The following is an 18,430-nucleotide window of genomic DNA, read 5'->3' as shown; positions in this document are numbered from 1 at the left end:
GCAACCCATGTTCGCGCTCTACTCTCCACTGACATGGAGCCGGGACAAGCAGAGAGCTTGCACCATGGAGCTTGAGGTGAGACATCTACGCGCGTTGTGCGCCATCGCGGACACCGGCAGCCTGCACCGGGCCGCGCGCCAACTCGGTGTGGCCCAGCCCTCGTTGAGCACTCAGTTGCGCCGTATCGAGCAGGAGCTGGGCGGCGCCCTGTTCCTCCGCGAGCGCACCGGCTGCCGCCCCACCGCGCTGGGCCGTGTGGTCCTGGGCCGGGCCCGCCCCCTCGTGGCCGAGCTGCGCGCCCTGGTGGCCGACGCCCGGGCCGCCGCCGTGACGGGGCCTCAGCTCCGCATCGGCTCCACCGCGAGCCCCGCCCTCGCGGGCTGGCTGCGCCGCCTGCGGGACGACCCCCAGGAGGCCCTCCTCCAGATGGACGTCTCCGCGAACGCCCTGCTGCGCATGGTCGCCGACGGCCAGCTCGACGTCGCGTTCGTGCACGAGGTGGAGGGCTGCCCGCTGCGCATCCCGCCCGAACTCGGCATCCGTGTCCTCGTCGACCGCGAGCCGCAGTTCGTGTCGCTGCCCACGGACCATCCGGCCGCCGCCCGGCCCGTCGTACGCCTGGCCGACCTGGCCGAGGACCGCTGGATGGTCGACCCGACGGTGGACGGCGAGTGGGACGCGGTGCACCGCATGCTGCGCGCCGCGGGTCTCAACCCCCGCATCCTGCACGGCGACTACCACACCACCGCGTCCCTCGTCGCGACCGGCGAGGTCGTCACCGTCTGCCAGCCGACCTGCCAGTCCCGCCCCGGGATGGCCGTACGCCGTCTGCACGGCGACCCCCTCGGTGTACGCCTCATGCTCGCGGCCCGCACCGAGGAGGTGCTGGACTCGGTGTACCCGGTGCTGGTCGAGGCGTACTGGGACACGGTGCGCCAGGCGCCGGCGTACCGGGAGTGGCTCATGGCGAAGGGGGCGCCCCCGGGCCTGGGAGCGCCCCCTTCGGCGTACGAGCACACGTACAGCGAGAAGAAACCCGCGTAGACCTCGCCACGGCGGAAACCCGCGTAGACCTCGCTACGCCGGACCTCGCTACGTCGCCACGTCACTACGTCGCTACGTCGCTACGTCACGACGTCTTCGTCACGGACCGTCAGGCACCGATGTCGCTGCCGTCCTTGGCCCACACCGAGACGACGGCCGGGCGAACGATCTTTCCCTGCCCGTCGGGCCAGGCGCTCTTCGGGTTCTCCACGGAGGCACCGTCGATCTCGCCCGGGTGCTGGACGGCGACGAGGACGCGGCGGTCCTGGACGATCGGGCCGCAGGTCTCGGCGCCGTTCGGCACGGTCAGGAACTGCTTGAGCTCACCGCGCCGCTCGCCCTTGGTCGCCACGCCGAACAGGCCGTCGTGCGAGCCGAGCGCGTTGCCGTCGGTGGAGATCCACAGGTTGCCGTGCGGGTCGAAGGCGACGTTGTCCGGGCAGGAGATCGGGCTGACCTGGTCCTTCGGGAAGCCCGCGAAGTAGGTGGCCGGGTCGTTCGGGTCACCCGCGACCAGGAACAGCTGCCAGGCGAACGTCGTGCTCTCGGGCCGGTTCCAGCGCTCGGTGAGTTCGAGGATGTGACCGTGCTTGTTGGCGTTGCGCGGGTTGGCCTCGTCCGCCTTGGCGTTGGAGCCGACACCGCGGTTGCTGTTGTTCGTCAGGGCGACGTAGACCTTGCCGCTGGTGGGGTTGGGCTCGACGTCCTCGGGGCGGTCCATCTTCGTGGCACCCACCTTGTCACCGGCGAGCCGCGTGAAGACGAACACCTCCTCCGCCGTCATCCCGTCCACGTGCGAGACGGCGCCCTTGGCGGTGGCGGTGGCCAGCGGGATCCACTCGCCGCCGCCGTCGAACTCGCCGTCGCTCGGCAGCTTGCCCGTGCCGTCGATCTCGATGGCGGGGGAGTTGCCGGTGAACTTGGCGACGTAGAGGGTGCCCTCGTCGAGGAGGGAGAGGTTGTGCTCGCGCACGGCACGGGAGGTCCCGTGCTTCATCCGCTTGCTGCCGACGAACTTGTAGAGGTAGTCGAAGCGCTCGTCGTCACCGGAGTACGCGACGGGACGGCCGTCCTCCGTGAGCCGGATGGTCGCGCCCTCGTGCTTGAAGCGGCCGAGGGCGGTGTGCTTGCGGGGCGTCGAGGTCGGGTCGTACGGGTCGAACTCGACGACGTAGCCGAAGCGGTGCGCCTCGTTCGGCTCCTGGGCGAGGTCGAACCGCTTGTCGAACCGCTCCCACTTGCGCTCGGAGGCGCCGGTGCCGATGCCGTACCGCTTGTCGGTCGGCCGGCTGCTGTTGGCGAAGTACTGGTTGAAGTTCTCCTCGCCGTGGAGGGTGGTCCCCCAGGGCGTGGTGCCGCCGGCGCAGTTGTTGAGAGTGCCCAGGACCTTCGTGCCGGTCGGGTCGGCGGAGGTCTTCAGCAGGTCCGACCCGGCGGCGGGACCGGTGAGCCGGAACTCGGTGGTGACGGTGACACGGCGGTTGAGGTGGTGCCGCGGCACGGCGGTGAGCTTGCCGGTGCGCTTGTCCTCCTCGACGACGACCGCGCCCAGACCGTGGGCGGCCCAGGCGATCTCGACCTGCTCGCGGGTGGGGTTCGCGGCGTCGTAACCGCGGAACATCAGCACCTCGTCGGTGTACTCGTGGTTGGCCACGAGGATCTGCCGGCCGCGCTCACCGGGCACCGGGAGGAGAGCGAGGAAGTCGTTGTTGTAACCGAACTGCCCGGCCTGGGCCTTGGCCGTCTGGTTCTCGGGGTCGAAGGCGGGGGCGCCGCGCAGGATGGGGTCACCCCAGCGGATGACGACGTTCTGCTCGTACCCCTCGGGGATCACCACCGCGTCGGCGGTGTTCGGGGCAACGGGGGCGAAACGGAGACCGCGGGCGGCCTTGCCCTTCTTCGCGGCCGTGGCGGCGGTGGACTCGGTGGCGGCACCGGTTCCCGTGGCGGCGGTGGCCTCGGTGGCGGGCGCGACGACAGCGGCACCGGCACCGGTGGCCACGGTCACGACGGCGGCGGCGCGCATCATCGTCCGCCGGCTCAGCGCGGTGGCGATGACGTCACCGACGTATTCATTGGTGCTGGTGTTCGGCACCTCGTGGAAACAGGCGTCACCACACCGGAACCGGCAGGTCATGGCGGACCGCCCGCCGGGGTGCGACGCGCTCTCCCCGTTCACTCCAACCACTGGCAACAGTTTGCGCACTTTACTCTCCCCATGCGTGCCCTTGATGTGAATGTGACGGTAGGGGCGAACGCGTTCGATTACGCGGACGGCGAGTGAACAGGTGGTGAACCTGGAGAGGTTGAGGTGGTGTTGACACGAGCAGAGGGGTAGGGCTACCGACTCTTCTTGCCCCAGCCCAAGATCGCCACCGTCGGCCGCTAACCTTACGTGTCCGTCCTGGCCAGGGATCGACGGGCTTCAACTCACGCGAAGGGTTGCGCAACATGGGCATTCTTTCTCTCCTGCGGAACGCGTTCGGCCGCTCACGCAAGGGGCGCGACGCCGACGCGACAGCCTCTTCGCGGGAGCCCTCGCCCGAGACTACGCAGGCTCCTTCTGCATCGGATGCTTCGACGTCGACTGCTTCCACGTCGACTGCCTCGACGTCGACTGCCTCCACGTCGGCTGCCTCCACGTCGGGTGCTTCCACGTCGGGTGCTTCTTCGCAGGCTGTCTCCGCGGAGGCCGTTTCCACGGAGGCTGTCTCTACGGAGGTTGTCTCTACGGAGGTTGTCTCTACGGAGGTTGTCTCTCCTTCTACTGAGGGTGTTTCGCAGGACCCGGAGCGGAAGGTCCCGGCCCCGTCTCCCGAGCCCGAGCAGGCCCCGTCCGCTGCGGACGACCTGGTCTCGGCGGCCTTCGACAACGTGACGGTGCCGAAGCAGAGGCCGGAGGAGCAGAAGCCTGCGGCGCCGGTGGCCGAGCCCGAGCAGGAGGCCACCGTCAAACCCGAGCCGGCGGCCGAGAAGGCCCCCGAGCCGAAGCCCGAGCCCGCCGCCGAGCCGAAGCCCGAGCCCGCCGCCGAGCCGGAGGCGGAGGCCGCGGCTGAACCGAAGCCGGAGGCCACGACACCGGCGCCCGAACCCCAGCCGACGGCCGAGACCCACGAGCCGGAGCCCGAGCCCGCCGCCGAGCCGGAGGCGAAGGTGGAGACGAAGGTGGAGGTGGCCGCCGAGCCGAAGCCCGAGCCTGCTGCCGAGGCCGAGCCCGAGCAGGCGGCCGCGGCTGAACCGAAGCCAGAGGCCACGACACCGGCGCCCGAACCCGCCGCCGAGGCCGAGGCCGAGCCGGATGCGAAGGCAGAGGCTGAGGCGGCCACCGAGCCGAAGCCGGAGGCACCTGCCGCCGAGCCGGAGGCCGCAACCCCGGCGCCCGAGCCCGAGCAGGAGCCCGCCGTCAAGCCCGAGCCGGACGCCGAGAAAGCCCCCGAACCGGAGCCCGAGCCCGCCGCCGTGCCGGAGCCTCAGCCCGCCGTTGAGCCCGACCCCGTGGTCGCCGCAGCTCCGGAACCCGTCGTTGAGCCGGCGCCGGAGCCGGAGGCCGAGGCCAAGCCGGAACCCGAGCCCCAGCCCGAGCCCGCGGCCACCGAGACTCCGGAGCCCGCCGCAGTCGCCGTAGAGCCGGCAGAGCCGACCCAGCCGGCCGGGTCGACCGAATCGACCGAGCTGGCCCAGCCGACCGAGCAGCCGAACGAACCCGCATCCGCCGACGGCGACCAGGCCCCACAGGCGTCACCCGCAGCCGACGACGAGAGCGGCACGGGTGGTGCGGGTGGGAACGACACCCCGGCCGAAGGCGAAGCCGAGGCCGAGAACACCCCCGCCGTACCCGCAACCCACATCCGCACCCACGCCCCCGCCCTCACCACCGCCTACAAGGCCGCCGCGGCCACCCTCAAGAAGCAGAACCTCACCGGCACCCGCGCCAAGGTCTACCTCGTCCTCGACCGCTCCGCCTCCATGCGCCCGTACTACAAGGACGGCTCCGCCCAGGCCCTCGGCGAGCAGGCCCTCGCCCTCGCCGCGAACCTCGACCCCGAGGCCACGGTCCACGTCGTCTTCTTCTCCACGGAACTCGACGGCACCGGCGAGCTCACCCTCGACGAGCACGAGACCAAGATCGACGACCTCCACGCGGGCCTCGGCCGCATGGGCCGTACCAGCTACCACGCGGCCGTCGAGGAGATCGTCACCCACTACGGGAACTCCGGCACCGAGGACCCCGCACTCGTGATCTTCCAGACGGACGGCGCCCCGGACGCGAAGACGCCCGCCACCCAGTCGCTCACGGACGCGGCGAAGAACCACCCCGCCGTCTTCTTCTCCTTCGTCGCCTTCGGTGACCCGGAGAACAAGGCCTTCGACTACCTCCGCAAGCTCAAGGCGGAGAACACGGCCCACTTCCTGGCCGGCGAGACCCCGCGCGAGCTGACCGACAACGAGCTCTACGAGGGCGTACTGGCGAACTGGCGCCCGTAAACACCACCACATCGACAACACCAGCAGATCGATCAACGGCAGGCCGCCCCTTCCCACCCCTTAAAACGGGAAGCGGGCGGCCCACCCATGTCGGCTACGATTTCAAGGTTCCGTAGACGACCGACCCGACACAAACGATCGTCACCCCACGTATCGACATGGGAGCAGCCCGCGATGGCTCGACACCTCATCACCAGCGCCCTTCCGTATATCAACGGGATCAAGCACCTGGGCAACATGGTGGGGTCCATGCTCCCGGCGGACGTGTACTCCCGGTACCTCCGCCAGCGCGGCCACGACGTCCTCTACATCTGCGCCACGGACGAGCACGGCACCCCCGCCGAGCTGGCCGCCAAGGAGCAGGGCATCCCGGTGGACGAGTTCTGCGCACAGGCGCACGACGCGCAGAAGGCGGTCTACGACGGCTTCAACCTGGCCTTCGACTACTTCGGCCGCAGCTCGTCCCCGCAGAATCGCGACATCACGCAGGAGATCGCCCGCGAGCTGAAGGCGAACGGCTTCATCGAGGAGCGGGCGATCCGCCAGGTGTACTCGAACGCGGACGGCCGCTTCCTGCCCGACCGCTACATCATCGGCACCTGCCCGCACTGCGGCTACGACAAGGCCCGCGGCGACCAGTGCGAGAACTGCACGCGCGTCCTGGACCCGACCGACCTGATCGACCCGCGTTCGGCGATCAGCGGCAGCAGCGACCTGGAGGTCCGCGAGACCAAGCACCTCTTCCTGCTCCAGTCGGCGCTGGCAGGCGAGGTCGAGGCCTGGGTCGACGAGCGCGCCGACAACTGGCCGATCCTCGCCTCCTCCATCGCCCGCAAGTGGCTGACCGAGGGCCTGCACGACCGCGCGATCACCCGTGACCTGGACTGGGGCGTGCCGGTCCCGGCCGACACCTGGCCGGACCTGGCCGCCGAGGGCAAGGTCTTCTACGTCTGGTTCGACGCCCCGATCGAGTACATCGGCGCGACGAAGGAGTGGGCGGACCAGGACCCGGAGAACCGCGACTGGCGCTCGTGGTGGTGGGAGTCCGACGCCGACGTCCACTACACGCAGTTCATGGGCAAGGACAACGTCCCGTTCCACAGCGTGATGTTCCCGGCGACCCTGCTGGGCACCCGCGCCCCGTGGAAGAAGGTCGACGTCATCAAGGCCTTCAACTGGCTGAACTACTACGGCGGCAAGTTCTCCACCTCGCAGAAGCGAGGCGTCTTCACGCACGACGCCCTCGACATCCTCCCTGCCGACTACTGGCGTTATTTCATGATGGCGAACGCCCCCGAGTCGGACGACTCGTCCTTCACCTGGGAGCACTTCACGGCCACGGTGAACAAGGACCTGGCGGACACGCTCGGCAACTTCGTCAACCGCGTCCTGTCCTTCTCCCGCAAGCGCTTCGGCGACGAGGTCCCCGCGGGCGCCGAGCCGGGCGAGGCGGAGGCCAGGCTGGGCGAGGAGATCGCGCGCCTGCTCGCCGAGTACGAGGAGCACATGGAGGCCATCCAGTTCCGCAAGGCCGCGGCCGCGCTGCGCGCCCTGTGGTCGGCGGGCAACTCCTACCTGGAGGAGAAGGCCCCCTGGCTGGAGATCAAGACCAACCCGGAGGGCGCGGCCCTCACTCTCCGTACGGCGATGAACCTCATCCACCTCTACGCGGTGGTCTCCGAGCCGTTCATCCCGAGGTCCTCGGCGGCCATGCGCGCCGCGTTCGACCTGAAGGACGACACGGCGACCTGGGTGACGGCGGACGAGGCCCGCGCCCTCACCTCCGTCCCGGCCGGCACCCCCTTCACGGTCCCGCCGGTCCTCTTCGCCAAGATCACGGACGAGGACCTGGAGGCATACAAGGAGCGCTTCGGCGGCGAGGCCGCGGAGTAGCCCGTAGCAGTCCCCCATCAGTCCCCCATCAGTCCATGCGCAACCAGTCCATGCGCAACCCCGCACACCCCCGTGTGCGTCCCCCGATACATGGCACTGTTCGGAAACGCGCACACCGTCAATCCCGGCAAGGCCCAGCAGGACTACGAACGCCTGCTGGGTCACGGGGAGCAGATCCACGCCGCGTACCTGCTCATCCGCGACACCATCCTGTTCACCGACCGGCGCCTGATCCTGGTCGACAAGCAGGGGCTCACCGGCAAGAAGGTGGAGTACCACTCCATCCCCTACCGCAGCATCACGCACTTCTCGGTCGAGACGGCCGGCCACTTCGACCTCGACGCCGAGCTCAAGATCTGGCTCTCCGGCACCCACGAGCCGATCGAGAAGACCTTCACCAAGGGCGTGGACATCTACGAGGTCCAGGCGATCCTCACCCAGTTCGTGGCGAGGTAGGCAGGAAAAAGAGGTAGGCAGGAAAAGGCGCCGGCCAGGACAGCCGAGCACGAACGGGGCGGCGCACGCCGACGGGATGTCGGTGTACGCCGCCCTCGGGTGGAACGAGTTGCGGGAGCCGGCCCGCGTTGTCACGGCGGTTACTTCGGGTCGTCGTTGAACTTCGAGGTCGACCAGAAGTAGCCGAGCACCGCGAGGCCCAGGCACCAGACGACGGCGAGCCATCCGTTGTTGCCGATCTCGGTGCCGAGCAGCAGGCCGCGCAGGGTCTCGATGGCGGGCGTGAACGGCTGGTACTCGGCGATCGGCTGGAACCAGCCCGGCATCGCGTCGACGGGGACGAAGGCGCTGGACAGGAGCGGCAGCAGGATCAGTGGCATCGCATTGTTGCTGGCGGCCTCGACGTTCGGGCTGACCAGGCCCATACCGACCGCGATCCAGGTGAGCGCCGTGGCGAAGAGCACGAGCAGCCCGAACGCCGCGAGCCACTCCAGGACGGTGGCATCGGTGGAGCGGAAGCCGATGGCCACGGCGACGGCGCCGACGAGGACCACGCTGATGATCGACTGCAACACGCTGCCGATGACATGTCCGATGATCACGGAGCCGCGGTGGATCGCCATCGTGCGGAAGCGGGCGATGATGCCCTCGGTCATGTCGTTGGAGACGGAGACCGCGGTGCCGATCGTGGTGCTGCCGATGGTCATCAGCAGGAGCCCCGGCACGATGTAGGCGATGTACACGGAGCGGTCCGCACCTCCGCCGCCGCCGATGCCCGCGCTCATGGTGTCGCCGAAGATGTAGACGAAGAGCAGCAACAGCATGATCGGGGTGAGCAGCAGGTTCAGGGTGAGCGACGGGTAGCGCCGGGCGTGCAGGAGATTGCGGCGCAGCATCGTGGCGGAGTCGCGTACGGCGAGGGAGATCCGGGTCGGGCGGGAGCCAGGGGGGTGCTCATCGGACGGCCTCCTTGGGCTGGTTCGGCTGGTTCGGCTGGTTCGGCCGGCTGGGCTGGCTGGGCTGGCTGGGCTGGCTGGGTATGTCGGCGCCGCCGGTCAGGGCGAAGAAGACATCGTCGAGGTCGGGGGTGTGCACGGTCAGCTCGTCGGCCTCGATGCCGACCGAGTCCAGCCGGTCGAGGATGGAGCGCAGCTCGCGCTGGCTGCCATCGCTCGGGATCTGCAGGGCGAGGGATTCGTCGTCCCGGACCGCCTCACGCAGGGCGGAGGCGGCACTCTGGTACGCGGCCGGGTCGGTGAAGCGGAGCCGGACGTGTCCGCCGGGGACGATCCGCTTCAGCTCCTCGGCGGTGCCCTGGGCGGCGATCTTGCCGTCGTTGAGCACGGCGATGCGGTCGGCGAGCTCGTCGGCCTCCTCCAGGTACTGAGTGGTGAGGAAGACGGTGACGCCGCCCGTGACGAGCTCGCGGATGATCCGCCACATGGTGTGCCGGGAGCGTGGGTCGAGGCCGGTGGTCGGCTCGTCGAGGAAGATGATCCGCGGGTTGCCGACCAGGGTCATGGCGATGTCGAGGCGGCGCTTCATGCCGCCGGAGTAGGTGGATGCGGGCTTCTTCGCGGCCTCGGTGAGGTCGAAGCGCTCCAGCAGCTCGGCGGTGACCTGCCGTCCTTCGCGCTTGGAGAGGTGGTGCAGGTCCGCCATGAGGAGCATGTTCTCCTCGCCGGTGATCAGGCCGTCGACGGCGGAGAACTGTCCGGTGACGCCGATCCCGGCGCGTACGGCCTGCGGGTCGGTGGCGAGGTCGTGACCGCCGACACGGATCCGACCACTGGCGGGGTCGGGTGAGATGAGAGTGGAGAGGATCTTGACGGCGGTGGTCTTGCCGGCGCCGTTCGGGCCGAGCAGGGAGAAGATCGTTCCTTCCGGGACGGCCAGTCGATGCCGTCGAGGACGACCTTGTCGCCGTAGGACTTGCGCAGCCCGTTCGCCGCGATGGCCAGGTCGGTCATGAGAGGTGCCCCCTTATTAGTGGCTTTGGTGGCTTTATTGGCTGCGGATTTACAGGCTGCGGGCGGTGATGTCGCCGTGGGAGGTGGTGGCGCGGATGTCGAGCTCGGCGGTGCCGTCGTTCTTGAGGGCGTTGCTGATGCGGCCGTAGCCGGTGCCGGCGTCCAGGGCGGCCGAGACGCCTGCGGCGGCGACGACCGAGATGTCGCCGGACAGGGTGCGGAGTACGACCGTGCCGCGTACGGCCTCGGCGATCCGGATGTCACCTCTTGCGGTGCTGATCTCCGCGGGGCCGCCCAGTCGGCCGACCTCGACGTCGCCGTCGATCGCGGTGAGGCGGAGGCTCGCGGCCTCGTCGATCTTGATCTGGCGGTACGCGCCTTCGAAGGTGACGTCGCCGAGGCGTCCGACGCCCCGGAGTTCGGCGCTGGCGGTCCTCGCCTCGACGCGGGAGCCGACGGGCAGTTGGACAGTCACCTCGACGGATCCGGAGTTGCCGAGGATCCGGTTCTTCGGCTCCGGGGCCTCGATCCGCAGGACGCCGTCGCTGTAGGCGAACTCGATCTCCTCGGCCGCCTTCACGTCGCGGCTCTTGGAGGCGTTGGCGGGCAGGACCTCGACCGTGGTGTCGGTGCGGTCGGCGGCGATGAACTGGATGCGTCCGGCGGGGATGGCCAGGACGGCGGTCACCGGGGCGGGGGTGTCGAACTTCTGCATCGTGCGCTCCTTGGGTTCGTCGTTTCTGACATCGAAAAAGCTACGTTGCGTTCGAAGATCTAGCAACGACATCGTTGCACTTAGCCACCATCACTGCAGGTCACATCAGAGAAATCATTGCAATGGTCTTGAATCTAATGCAACAATCCAGCTCGTTCGTTGCAATGAACTGAAGGTGAAGGCTATGCTTCGGACACCACGGACCACGAAGGAGAACACCATGCCGGGAGGCAGGCTCACCCAGCAGGAACGTCAGCAGATCGCGCTGGGACTGGCCGACGGCCTCGCCTACGCGGAGATCGCCAGACGCCTCGACCGCCCGACCTCGACCATCACTCGCGAGGTCATGCGCAACGGCGGCCCCACCGCCTACCGCGCCGACCTCGCCCACCGCGCCACCGAACGCCGCGCCCACCGCCGCAGGCAGGCCGCGCCCCGAGGGCCGGAGGCGCCCCCGCAGGCCTACGGACGCGACCCCGAGGCGGTGCGCGAATACGAGGAGACCTTCACCACCGCCATGATGCAATCGGGCGCGCCCAAGATGATGTCCCGGGTGCTGGCCTGCCTCTACACCAGCGACACGGGCAGTCTCACCGCGTCCGAACTCGTCCAGCGCCTTCAGGTCAGCCCGGCGTCCATCTCCAAAGCGATCTCGTTCCTCGAAAGCCAGGGCTTCGTCCGCCGGGAACGCGACGAACGCCGCCGCGAGCGCTACGTCGTCGACGACGACATCTGGTACCAGTCGATGATGGCCAGTGCCCGGTCCATCGCCCAGATCGTGGAGATCGCGCGGCAGGGTGTCGGTATCCTCGGCCCCGGCACCCCAGCCGCCACCCGCCTTGAGAACACTGCCCGCTTCCTCGACTTCGTCTCCGAGAGCACCGCCCGCGCGGCGGACCAGGCCCTCGAAGTCCTCCACACGAAACCCGAAACGACCCCGGGCGGCACTGCCACGCCAAGTTCAGACCGCGGATAGACAGCCGTCTCGCCCAGGCCGGCGGAGACGGGGTTGGTTTACGGATGTCCACTCAAGGACGTCCGTTCAGGGGAACCCGTTCAGGGGCGCCCGTTCCCAGGCGTCAGCACCCGTGTACTCGTCTGCTGATAGATCACCGAACTGCGGAAACTCACCACCTCCCGACGCGCGCTGAACCGGTCCATGAGGAACGCGTGCAGTTGCTCGATGTCCGCCACGGCCACGTGGACGACGAAGTCGTCGTCGCCGGAGACCACGAAGACGGATACCACCTCGGGCCGTTGGGCCAGATACGCCTCGAAGCCGGAGATCACCTCCCGGCTCAGCGGACGCAGCCGCGCGAACACCAGTGCCTGGAGGGACAGGCCCAGCATGCGCGGCTGCACGGCCGCGTGGTACCCGGTGATCACACCGCGCGCCCTCAGCGCCCGAACCCGTTCCAGGCAGGTGGAGGGCGCGATGCCGACCAGGCGGGCCAACTCCCGGTTGGTGAGCCGTCCATCGCGCTGCAGATGACTGAGGATCGCCGAATCAATGTCGTCCATGGCCGTCATTCTCGGCGGTGACCCGAATTTGGTTCGGTGCTTCCCCCAAACCCCCGTATCCCGCCCTAGATTCCCTGCCATCCGCCGGATGCGAAGGGACCCCCGCCTCGATGACGCACACCACGCCCACCACACTCACCGCCACCCCTGTGCCGCCCGCCGCCGACCACTACGACGGGTTCCTCGCGGAGCACTACACCTGGATGCTGGGCGGCGACCTCGGCGCGCTGGCCGACGCCCAGCGCGCGCAGTTGTCGGACTGGGGTGTGGTTCCCGTGGTCCCCGGCCCGGCCCCGGCCGCCGGTTCGCTGGCGGTGGACCTGGGCTGCGGCCCCGGCCATACGAGCCTGGCCCTGGCCGAGTCGGGCTTCGACCTGGTTCTCGCGGTCGACCTGAGCCAGTCGCTGCTGGACGAACTGTCGGCGCACGCCGCCGGCATACCGGCGGTCCGCCCCGTACGGTCCGATCTGCGCACCGCCCTGCGGGACCTGGTCCGTCCTGGCTCGGCGGACGCGGTCGTCTGCCTGGGCGACACGCTCACCCACCTCCCGACCCGGGGAGACGTGGCCGCCCTGCTGAACGACATCGCGGCCGCGCTCGCGCCCGACGGAACGGCCGTCCTCGCCTACCGGGACCTGACCGTCCCGCTCACCGGCACCGACCGCTTCCTGCCGGTCCGCTCCGCCGAGGACCGGATCATGACCTGCTTCCTGGAGTACCCGGACGACTACGACGACTACACGGTCGTCGTGCACGACCTGATCCACACCCGTCCCGCCCCCGAGGGCGCCTGGACCCTGCACGCCCGCAGCTACCGAAAGCTGCGGCTCGCCCACGCGTGGGTGCTGGAGCAGTGTCGTACGGCCGGGCTGCGGGTGGTACGGGAGGAGAGCGGTGGCGGAGGCGGCATGCGGACGGTGATCCTCCGACGTGCCGCGTGACGCCACCGCGTCGCCGCACCTCCCCGCGATAATCAGGGCATGGCCACTCCCCGCACACGAGCCACTCCGTGAATGCCACCGGCGCCGACCCCGACGCCGACCCCGGACGGCGCCTCCTGCTCGACGTACTCGCGATCGGCGCCCCCTACGCCCTGGCCCTCTCCGGCGACCACGCGGTGCAGGCGCACGGCCTGGTCGAGCATCTGGTCGACCGGCCCGCGCCGGGGGCCCTGGAAGTGGCGACCGAGAGCCCCGAACCCATGGAGACGATCGCGGCCGCGGTCCGGGCCGGCCTGGAGGAACGGGGCTGGCGCGTCCGCCCCCAGGAAACGGACCCCCTCTCGGCCCGCCTGATCGTCACCGACCCCGCCACAGCCAGGGACCACACGCTCGACATCCTCAAGGAAACCCTCTGGCGCCCAGCGGTCCGGACCGCCCTCGGCCTCACCCTCTCCCTCGAAGACGTCATCGGCACGAAGGTCCGGGCCCTGACCGACCGCGGCCTCGCCCGCGACCTCGTCGCCGTCCACGCCGCCGCGGACCTCTGGAGCCTCACCGAACTGGAGGAACTGGGCCGCCGCCACGCCCTCGACGCCTTCGACCTCACCGACCTCCAGTCCCGCCTGGAGGGCATCGAGTGGGTCGCCGACAGGGAATTCACTCGTTCCGGCCTCGACGAACAGGCCATCATGGCCCTCCGCCAGTGGGCCCAGTCCTGGGCCGGCGACATCGCGGAACGCCTGCTGGAGGAGGAGGCGCTGAGGCCACCGCCCGACGAATAACCCCTGATGCCCCGCCCCGGGAGGGCCATGAGCAGACGCCGATACGTGGCCCGGGGCGTCCCTGGCGGCTACCGCATCTGGGACAACCGCCGCCGCGGCTGGTGGGGCGACCACTACGAACTCTGCCCGGACGACCTCCTCACGGAACTGAACGGCGCGGCGGACCAGAAGAGGATCACGGCACTGCTCAAGCGCTACAGGGCGCTCAAGCGATAGCCCAGCGGCGGGTCCCGGAGGAGGGCGGCGAGGGCGATGGCGGTGACGGGAAGTATTCGGGTGGGGTCGTCGCTTTCGCGGAGGAGGAACGTGGCGTCGGTGTGGGCGAGTTCGACGCAGTTGCTTCCGTCGGTCCCGCTGGAGAAGGTCGACTTCTGCCACTGAGTCACGTCTCACAGCTCCTTGGTCAGACGGTGGATGTAGTCCCGGGACCGAACCGGATCCAGAGACACCCCCTCCACCTTACGAAAAAGCGTTCGCATGGACCGCAGTTGTGATGCCGCATCCATGAAGGCCGGCCCTTGGGGAGTGTCTCGCTGGGCCGTGTCCAACGCGGGAACCCGGCCACCCGCGTACAGCAACTCCGCGCTGGCACCGGCGAATCCGTCAACGTCGAACGGGATGAGCCGCACCGTAACGTTGTGCGCCTCTGACTGGGCGAGGAGCGAGTCGAGTTGGTCTCGCGCTACCCGCCGGTCGGCGACTCGCGTACGCAGCACCGGCTCATGCAGCACGACCTCGTACGGGCACCTCGCAAGCACCGCCTTGCGGCGCATCCGGTGCTCCACTCTTGGCTTCACCTCGCTTTCCGGGAGTTCCGGGCGCCAGTAGGTGATGACGGCCCGCGCGTACTCCTCGGTCTGGAAAAGGCCCGGGACATGCGCAGTCGAGATCTCCTCGATGAACGTCGCATGGTGTTCCAACTCAGCCAGGTCCAGGAACACCGGCGGCAGCACACCCCGGTAGTCCTCCCACCACCCCCGGCTCCGATCCGTTGCCATGCCCACGAGGGCCTCGATCAACTCGCGGTCCGTACAGGCGTAATGCGCCGCCAGCCTGCGTACACGCTCCTCGTTGATCCCGGCATTCCCTGCCTCGAACTGGCTCATCTGGGCCGGATTGACACCCAGCAGGCCTGCCGCGTTCCGAGAGGACAGGCCTGCGGCCTCCCGAAGTCTGCGCAGCTCAGTGCCTAGGCGAACCTGGCGAACGGTCGGCTGGATCCTCGCCGGCATACGACTCTCGCTTCCCCAACAGCCAACGTTCCGGGCGGGGGTGGGACGCCCCGATCGGGTGCAAGGCTACGCGAACGACTTGCAAGGGCTAAACATTTCCCCCTACCGTCAGTGATGCGACGCACACACTGCGAAACACCGGGACTCCCGGAAGCGCACCGCCCCGCCCTGCCACGGCGGCCGCGGCAGAGCCACCGCCCGCGACCACAGCGCAGCCCAGTTCTCCAACCCCCCACTTCCAGACCAGGAGTTACCTATGCCCGGAACCGAGGAACCCACCGCACCCACCGCACCCACCGCACCCACAACACCCAACGAACCCTGGACCTACACCCTCTCCATCCCCAACGACCGCCGCGCCGTCACGATCTGCCGCCGCACCCTCCGCCTGATCCTCGCCCTCCACGACCTTCCCCAGCTCACCGAAGCGGCCGAACTCCTGGCAACGGAACTGGTCGCCAACGCCGTACGACACACGAAGGGCCCGGCGGCCATAAGGCTCCGCTGGTCGGACCCGACTCTCAGGATCGGCGTATGGGACACGGACCCCCGGCCGCCGATCCCGGCACCCTGCATCGACGCCACCTTGAACCCCACCCTCGAATCGGGCCGCGGCCTCACCCTCGTCGAAGGGTGCTCCGAAAACTGGGGATGGCACACCCTGGGAACGACGACCCAACCCCCGGACGGAAACGGAAAGTTCGTGTGGTGCGAGCTGGCGAGGGCGGCGTGAACGTTCCTTCCGCCCCGAATGAGTGAACGCATCCCGATCACCCGGACGTCCCACGCCTTGATCCACCTAGGTTGCACACATGGTCACATCAGCTCACGAGGGCATGCACCGCATCTTCCAGGAGCGGCCCGAGATCCTCACGCCCGTCTTCGGGGTGCTGGGTATCGCGTTACCGGAGAAGGCGACCGTGGACGCGATCGCCACCGACGTGACAGAGACCAGGCCACTGGCGCGCCACGTCGACACAGTGCTGCGCATCGGCCCGTCCGACGGTGACGACTTCCTTCTCGCCGTCGAAGCGCAGGAGAGGCGGGATCCGAAGAAGGAGTCGAGCTGGCCGTACTACGTCGCCTACCTCCAGGCGAAATACGGCCTGCCGGTACTCCTGCTTGTGGTCTGCCGCGACAGGGCCACGACCAAGTGGGCGACCGGCCCCTTTGCCTGCGAGACCCGAGGCTGGACCGCCCAGCGGACTCACCCCCTGGTCGTCGGACCGGACAACCTCCCGGTGATCACCGATACGAGAACGGCGGCGGAGAAACCCGCAATGGCCGCGTTCTCCGCCCTGGCACACGCCAACAGCGCCGACATCGACGCCATACTGGACGCACTGGGCCGTGCCCTCGCAGGGATGGACTGGAACGCAGGCAACTACTTCTACCAGTTCCTGGACAGAACCCTGGGGGAGACCCCAGCCGGAGACAAATGGAGGGACATCATGACGTTCGTCAACTACTTCCCCGGCCAAGGCACGATCCTGGAGAAGGCCTACCTCGAAGGCGAGGCCAAGGGCGAGGCCAGGGGCGAGGCCAAGGGAGTCCTGGCCGTCCTGGAGGTACGCCAGATCCCTGTCTCCGACGACATCCGCAATCGCGTGACCACCTGCACTGACCTCGACCGTGTCAACACCTGGCTCCGCAGGGCCGTCACGGTCACACACGCGGAGGAACTGTTCGCCGAGGACCCGGATACCCCCGAGGGTGCCCCCGCATGAGACAGCGCAGCACCTTCTGATCAGCAGGATGATCCCCGAACTGCAGGAGAAGGTGAGGGGCCGATACATAGTCACAGCGTTCTGCATGGCCATCGGGTTGACCCGCGAGGTGGCGATGGTCGGCGGTGCCCCAGGCGTCCACGGCCGTGCGGCGCCCGGGACCTCACGGCCCCGGGCGGCACCGTCGGCTACCTCGCCTCGCCAGTCGCCACCTGCCCCTTCACCACGGTGGACCCGTCGCCGCCGTCACCCGAACCCGTCGCGGAGCCGCCGTTGCGGCGGATGAGGGCGACCCCGATGACCGCCAGGATGGACGCCGTGGACAGGGTGTACAGGCCGCCGTTCGTGGAGCCGGTCGTGTCCTTGAGGTAGCCGAAGAGGGTGGGGGAGACGAAACCACCCAGGTTTCCGATGGAGTTGACGACCGCCAGACCGGGCGCGGCGATCTTCAGGTCGAGCCCCGACTGGGCCATCGGCCAGAACAGGGTGGCCGCGACCTTCCCGCCGACCGCGGCCAGCGTGATGGCGGCCAGGCCGAACCAGGGGGAGCCCAGCGTGGCGAGGAAGGTGCCGATGGCCGACAGGACGAGGGCGATCGCCAGGTACGGGCGGCGGTCCGGGGCGCCGTCGGTGAAGTGGCTCACCGTGTACATCGCGATCACCGCGCAGATCCAGGGGATCGCCGAGAGGAGGCCGACCTGGAACGGCGACAGCCCGCCGATCTCGTCGACCAGGCTCGGCAGCCAGAAGGTGATCGCGTACCCGGTGAGCGCCATCGCGAAGAAGACGATGGTCAGGAGGGCGACCTGGGGGTGGATGATCAGCTTGAGCCGGGACACCTTGGGTGCGCGGCTGCGGGCCTCCTCGTCCCGGGCGACCGCCGCGCTCAGCGCGTCCTTCTCCTCCTGCGTCAGCCAGCGGGCGTCCTGGATGCGGGAGACGAGGAAGAAGCCGGCGATGAACCCGACGACGATCGAGAGGAGGCCTTCGAGGGCGAACATCCAGCGCCAGCCGGCGAACCCGCCGATCCCGTCCAGCTCCAGCAGCGCGCCCGTGATCGGGCCGGTCACGATGTACGCGGTGGCCGAGCCGCCGAGGAAGATCGCGCTCGCCCGGCCCCGGCTGGAGTCCGGCAGCCACTGGGTGAAGTAGAGCAGCACACCGGGGAAGAAGCCGGCCTCCGCGACGCCGAGCAGGAAGCGCAGCGCGTAGAACATCCACACGTTGTGGATGAAGCACATCGTCACGATCACCGCACCCCAGGTGATCATGATCCGGGTCAGCCACACGCGTGCGCCGAACCGCTCCAGCAGCATGTTGCTGGGCACCTCGAACAGGGCGTACCCGATGAAGAACAGCCCGGCGCCCAGACCGTAAGCGGTGGCGCTCACCCCGACGTCGGCCCTGAGCTCGTCCTGGACGAAGCCCACGTTCGTCCGGTCCATCTGGTTGATCAGCAGCATCAGGACCAGGATCGGCAGCATACGGCGCAGGAACTTGCCGACCGCCTGGCGCTCCACCTCGGGTATCACGACTTGTGACATCGTTGTCTCCCCTTCAGGGTCGTGCACATACGTGAACCGCAATCACGTACGCGAGAACCTGGGGAACCTTACGGAGGCCCGAACTTCCAGGTCAATGGGTTGGTTCGGTAATCACGTAT

17 protein-coding genes and 1 pseudogene are annotated in these 18,430 nt (G+C 68.9%); 10 read left to right on the top strand and 8 right to left on the bottom strand.

What is annotated here, in order from left to right:
- Window positions 1-64 precede the first annotated feature (64 nt).
- Window positions 65-1,045 carry a LysR family transcriptional regulator gene (locus tag E0500_RS09470; RefSeq protein ID WP_131571604.1) on the top strand — a complete coding sequence of 327 codons (981 nt, stop codon included), beginning with the start codon at window positions 65-67 and terminating at the stop codon, window positions 1,043-1,045.
- A gap of 109 nt (window positions 1,046-1,154) precedes the next feature.
- Here the strand turns inward: E0500_RS09470 and E0500_RS09465 are convergent, their stop codons facing one another.
- Window positions 1,155-3,251, bottom strand: a complete 2,097-nt coding sequence (locus tag E0500_RS09465) for a PhoX family phosphatase (protein ID WP_131571601.1) — start codon at window positions 3,249-3,251, stop codon at window positions 1,155-1,157.
- 245 nt (window positions 3,252-3,496) lie between these two features.
- Here E0500_RS09465 and E0500_RS09460 point away from each other — a divergent pair, with 245 nt between their 5' ends.
- From E0500_RS09460 to E0500_RS09450, 3 genes are all read left to right on the top strand, one after another.
- Window positions 3,497-5,530 carry a VWA domain-containing protein gene (locus E0500_RS09460; RefSeq protein WP_181586924.1) on the top strand — a complete coding sequence of 678 codons (2,034 nt, stop codon included), beginning with the start codon at window positions 3,497-3,499 and terminating at the stop codon, window positions 5,528-5,530.
- Window positions 5,531-5,704: 174 nt separating this feature from the next.
- Window positions 5,705-7,423 carry a methionine--tRNA ligase gene (gene metG, locus E0500_RS09455; RefSeq protein ID WP_131568875.1) on the top strand — a complete coding sequence of 573 codons (1,719 nt, stop codon included), beginning with the start codon at window positions 5,705-5,707 and terminating at the stop codon, window positions 7,421-7,423.
- A 90-nt stretch (window positions 7,424-7,513) separates the two neighbouring features.
- Entirely contained in the window at window positions 7,514-7,879 is a 366-nt protein-coding gene (locus E0500_RS09450) for a PH domain-containing protein (RefSeq protein ID WP_131568873.1), read from the top strand.
- A gap of 140 nt (window positions 7,880-8,019) precedes the next feature.
- Here E0500_RS09450 and E0500_RS09445 read toward each other — a convergent pair whose 3' ends face one another.
- The 3 genes and pseudogenes from E0500_RS09445 to E0500_RS09435 all read right to left on the bottom strand — a co-directional run bounded on the left by E0500_RS09445 (window position 8,020) and on the right by E0500_RS09435 (window position 10,564).
- On the bottom strand, window positions 8,020-8,775 hold the full coding sequence (locus E0500_RS09445; protein WP_131568871.1) for an ABC transporter permease: 756 nt from the start codon (window positions 8,773-8,775) through the stop codon (window positions 8,020-8,022).
- A 58-nt stretch (window positions 8,776-8,833) separates the two neighbouring features.
- Window positions 8,834-9,849, bottom strand: a pseudogene (locus E0500_RS09440) (ATP-binding cassette domain-containing protein).
- Between the two features lie 49 nt (window positions 9,850-9,898).
- Window positions 9,899-10,564 (bottom strand): DUF4097 family beta strand repeat-containing protein, encoded by a 666-nt coding sequence (locus E0500_RS09435; RefSeq protein WP_131568870.1) that lies wholly within the window; start codon window positions 10,562-10,564, stop codon window positions 9,899-9,901.
- Window positions 10,565-10,784: 220 nt separating this feature from the next.
- On the opposite strand from E0500_RS09435, the gene E0500_RS09430 reads away from it, so the two are divergent.
- Window positions 10,785-11,540, top strand: a complete 756-nt coding sequence (locus E0500_RS09430; RefSeq protein WP_131568869.1) for a GbsR/MarR family transcriptional regulator — start codon at window positions 10,785-10,787, stop codon at window positions 11,538-11,540.
- Between the two features lie 80 nt (window positions 11,541-11,620).
- Here E0500_RS09430 and E0500_RS09425 read toward each other — a convergent pair whose 3' ends face one another.
- Window positions 11,621-12,085: an Lrp/AsnC family transcriptional regulator gene (locus tag E0500_RS09425; RefSeq protein ID WP_165935155.1), complete on the bottom strand. Its 465-nt coding sequence runs from the start codon at window positions 12,083-12,085 to the stop codon at window positions 11,621-11,623.
- 110 nt (window positions 12,086-12,195) lie between these two features.
- On the opposite strand from E0500_RS09425, the gene E0500_RS09420 reads away from it, so the two are divergent.
- The 3 genes from E0500_RS09420 to E0500_RS09410 all read left to right on the top strand — a co-directional run bounded on the left by E0500_RS09420 (window position 12,196) and on the right by E0500_RS09410 (window position 14,024).
- A complete protein-coding gene (locus tag E0500_RS09420) occupies window positions 12,196-13,026 on the top strand; it encodes a bifunctional 2-polyprenyl-6-hydroxyphenol methylase/3-demethylubiquinol 3-O-methyltransferase UbiG (RefSeq protein ID WP_220140483.1) in 831 nt (276 codons plus the stop codon).
- Between the two features lie 68 nt (window positions 13,027-13,094).
- A complete protein-coding gene (locus E0500_RS09415) occupies window positions 13,095-13,808 on the top strand; it encodes a hypothetical protein (RefSeq protein WP_131568865.1) in 714 nt (237 codons plus the stop codon).
- Window positions 13,809-13,835: 27 nt separating this feature from the next.
- Window positions 13,836-14,024, top strand: coding sequence for a hypothetical protein (locus tag E0500_RS09410; RefSeq protein ID WP_165935154.1), 189 nt, complete (start codon window positions 13,836-13,838; stop codon window positions 14,022-14,024).
- Here the strand turns inward: E0500_RS09410 and E0500_RS09405 are convergent.
- Both E0500_RS09405 and E0500_RS09400 read right to left on the bottom strand, forming a co-directional pair.
- Window positions 14,003-14,194, bottom strand: coding sequence for a DUF397 domain-containing protein (locus tag E0500_RS09405; RefSeq protein ID WP_131568864.1), 192 nt, complete (start codon window positions 14,192-14,194; stop codon window positions 14,003-14,005). The two genes, E0500_RS09410 and E0500_RS09405, sit on opposite strands and share 22 nt — an antisense overlap.
- Before the next feature lie 3 nt (window positions 14,195-14,197).
- A complete protein-coding gene (locus E0500_RS09400; protein WP_131568862.1) occupies window positions 14,198-15,040 on the bottom strand; it encodes a helix-turn-helix transcriptional regulator in 843 nt (280 codons plus the stop codon).
- A 256-nt stretch (window positions 15,041-15,296) separates the two neighbouring features.
- On the opposite strand from E0500_RS09400, the gene E0500_RS09395 reads away from it, so the two are divergent.
- Both E0500_RS09395 and E0500_RS09390 read left to right on the top strand, forming a co-directional pair.
- On the top strand, window positions 15,297-15,773 hold the full coding sequence (locus tag E0500_RS09395) for an ATP-binding protein (protein ID WP_131568860.1): 477 nt from the start codon (window positions 15,297-15,299) through the stop codon (window positions 15,771-15,773).
- Between the two features lie 79 nt (window positions 15,774-15,852).
- A complete protein-coding gene (locus tag E0500_RS09390; RefSeq protein WP_258572693.1) occupies window positions 15,853-16,767 on the top strand; it encodes a hypothetical protein in 915 nt (304 codons plus the stop codon).
- 188 nt (window positions 16,768-16,955) lie between these two features.
- Here E0500_RS09390 and E0500_RS09385 read toward each other — a convergent pair whose 3' ends face one another.
- Window positions 16,956-18,311, bottom strand: a complete 1,356-nt coding sequence (locus E0500_RS09385; protein WP_258572691.1) for an MFS transporter — start codon at window positions 18,309-18,311, stop codon at window positions 16,956-16,958.
- Window positions 18,312-18,430 lie beyond the last annotated feature (119 nt).

Origin of the sequence: Streptomyces sp. KM273126 (genome assembly GCF_004337435.2) — a bacterium.
In the GTDB taxonomy this organism is placed as follows: domain Bacteria; phylum Actinomycetota; class Actinomycetes; order Streptomycetales; family Streptomycetaceae; genus Streptomyces; species Streptomyces acidicola.
This window is presented reverse-complemented; position numbering and strand designations above follow the sequence as displayed.

Bases quoted from the DNA above. Each gene is read 5' to 3' on its own strand.
- E0500_RS09470 (WP_131571604.1), top strand. From the start codon at position 65: ATGGAGCTTGAGGTGAGACATCTACGCGCGTTGTGCGCCATCGCGGAC.
- E0500_RS09460 (WP_181586924.1), top strand. From the start codon at position 3,497: ATGGGCATTCTTTCTCTCCTGCGGAACGCGTTCGGCCGCTCACGCAAG.
- metG (WP_131568875.1), top strand. From the start codon at position 5,705: ATGGCTCGACACCTCATCACCAGCGCCCTTCCGTATATCAACGGGATC.
- E0500_RS09450 (WP_131568873.1), top strand. From the start codon at position 7,514: ATGGCACTGTTCGGAAACGCGCACACCGTCAATCCCGGCAAGGCCCAG.
- E0500_RS09445 (WP_131568871.1), bottom strand. From the start codon at position 8,775: ATGCTGCGCCGCAATCTCCTGCACGCCCGGCGCTACCCGTCGCTCACC.
- E0500_RS09435 (WP_131568870.1), bottom strand. From the start codon at position 10,564: ATGCAGAAGTTCGACACCCCCGCCCCGGTGACCGCCGTCCTGGCCATC.
- E0500_RS09430 (WP_131568869.1), top strand. From the start codon at position 10,785: ATGCCGGGAGGCAGGCTCACCCAGCAGGAACGTCAGCAGATCGCGCTG.
- E0500_RS09425 (WP_165935155.1), bottom strand. From the start codon at position 12,085: ATGGACGACATTGATTCGGCGATCCTCAGTCATCTGCAGCGCGATGGA.
- E0500_RS09420 (WP_220140483.1), top strand. From the start codon at position 12,196: ATGACGCACACCACGCCCACCACACTCACCGCCACCCCTGTGCCGCCC.
- E0500_RS09410 (WP_165935154.1), top strand. From the start codon at position 13,836: ATGAGCAGACGCCGATACGTGGCCCGGGGCGTCCCTGGCGGCTACCGC.
- E0500_RS09400 (WP_131568862.1), bottom strand. From the start codon at position 15,040: ATGCCGGCGAGGATCCAGCCGACCGTTCGCCAGGTTCGCCTAGGCACT.
- E0500_RS09395 (WP_131568860.1), top strand. From the start codon at position 15,297: ATGCCCGGAACCGAGGAACCCACCGCACCCACCGCACCCACCGCACCC.
- E0500_RS09390 (WP_258572693.1), top strand. From the start codon at position 15,853: ATGGTCACATCAGCTCACGAGGGCATGCACCGCATCTTCCAGGAGCGG.
- E0500_RS09385 (WP_258572691.1), bottom strand. From the start codon at position 18,311: ATGTCACAAGTCGTGATACCCGAGGTGGAGCGCCAGGCGGTCGGCAAG.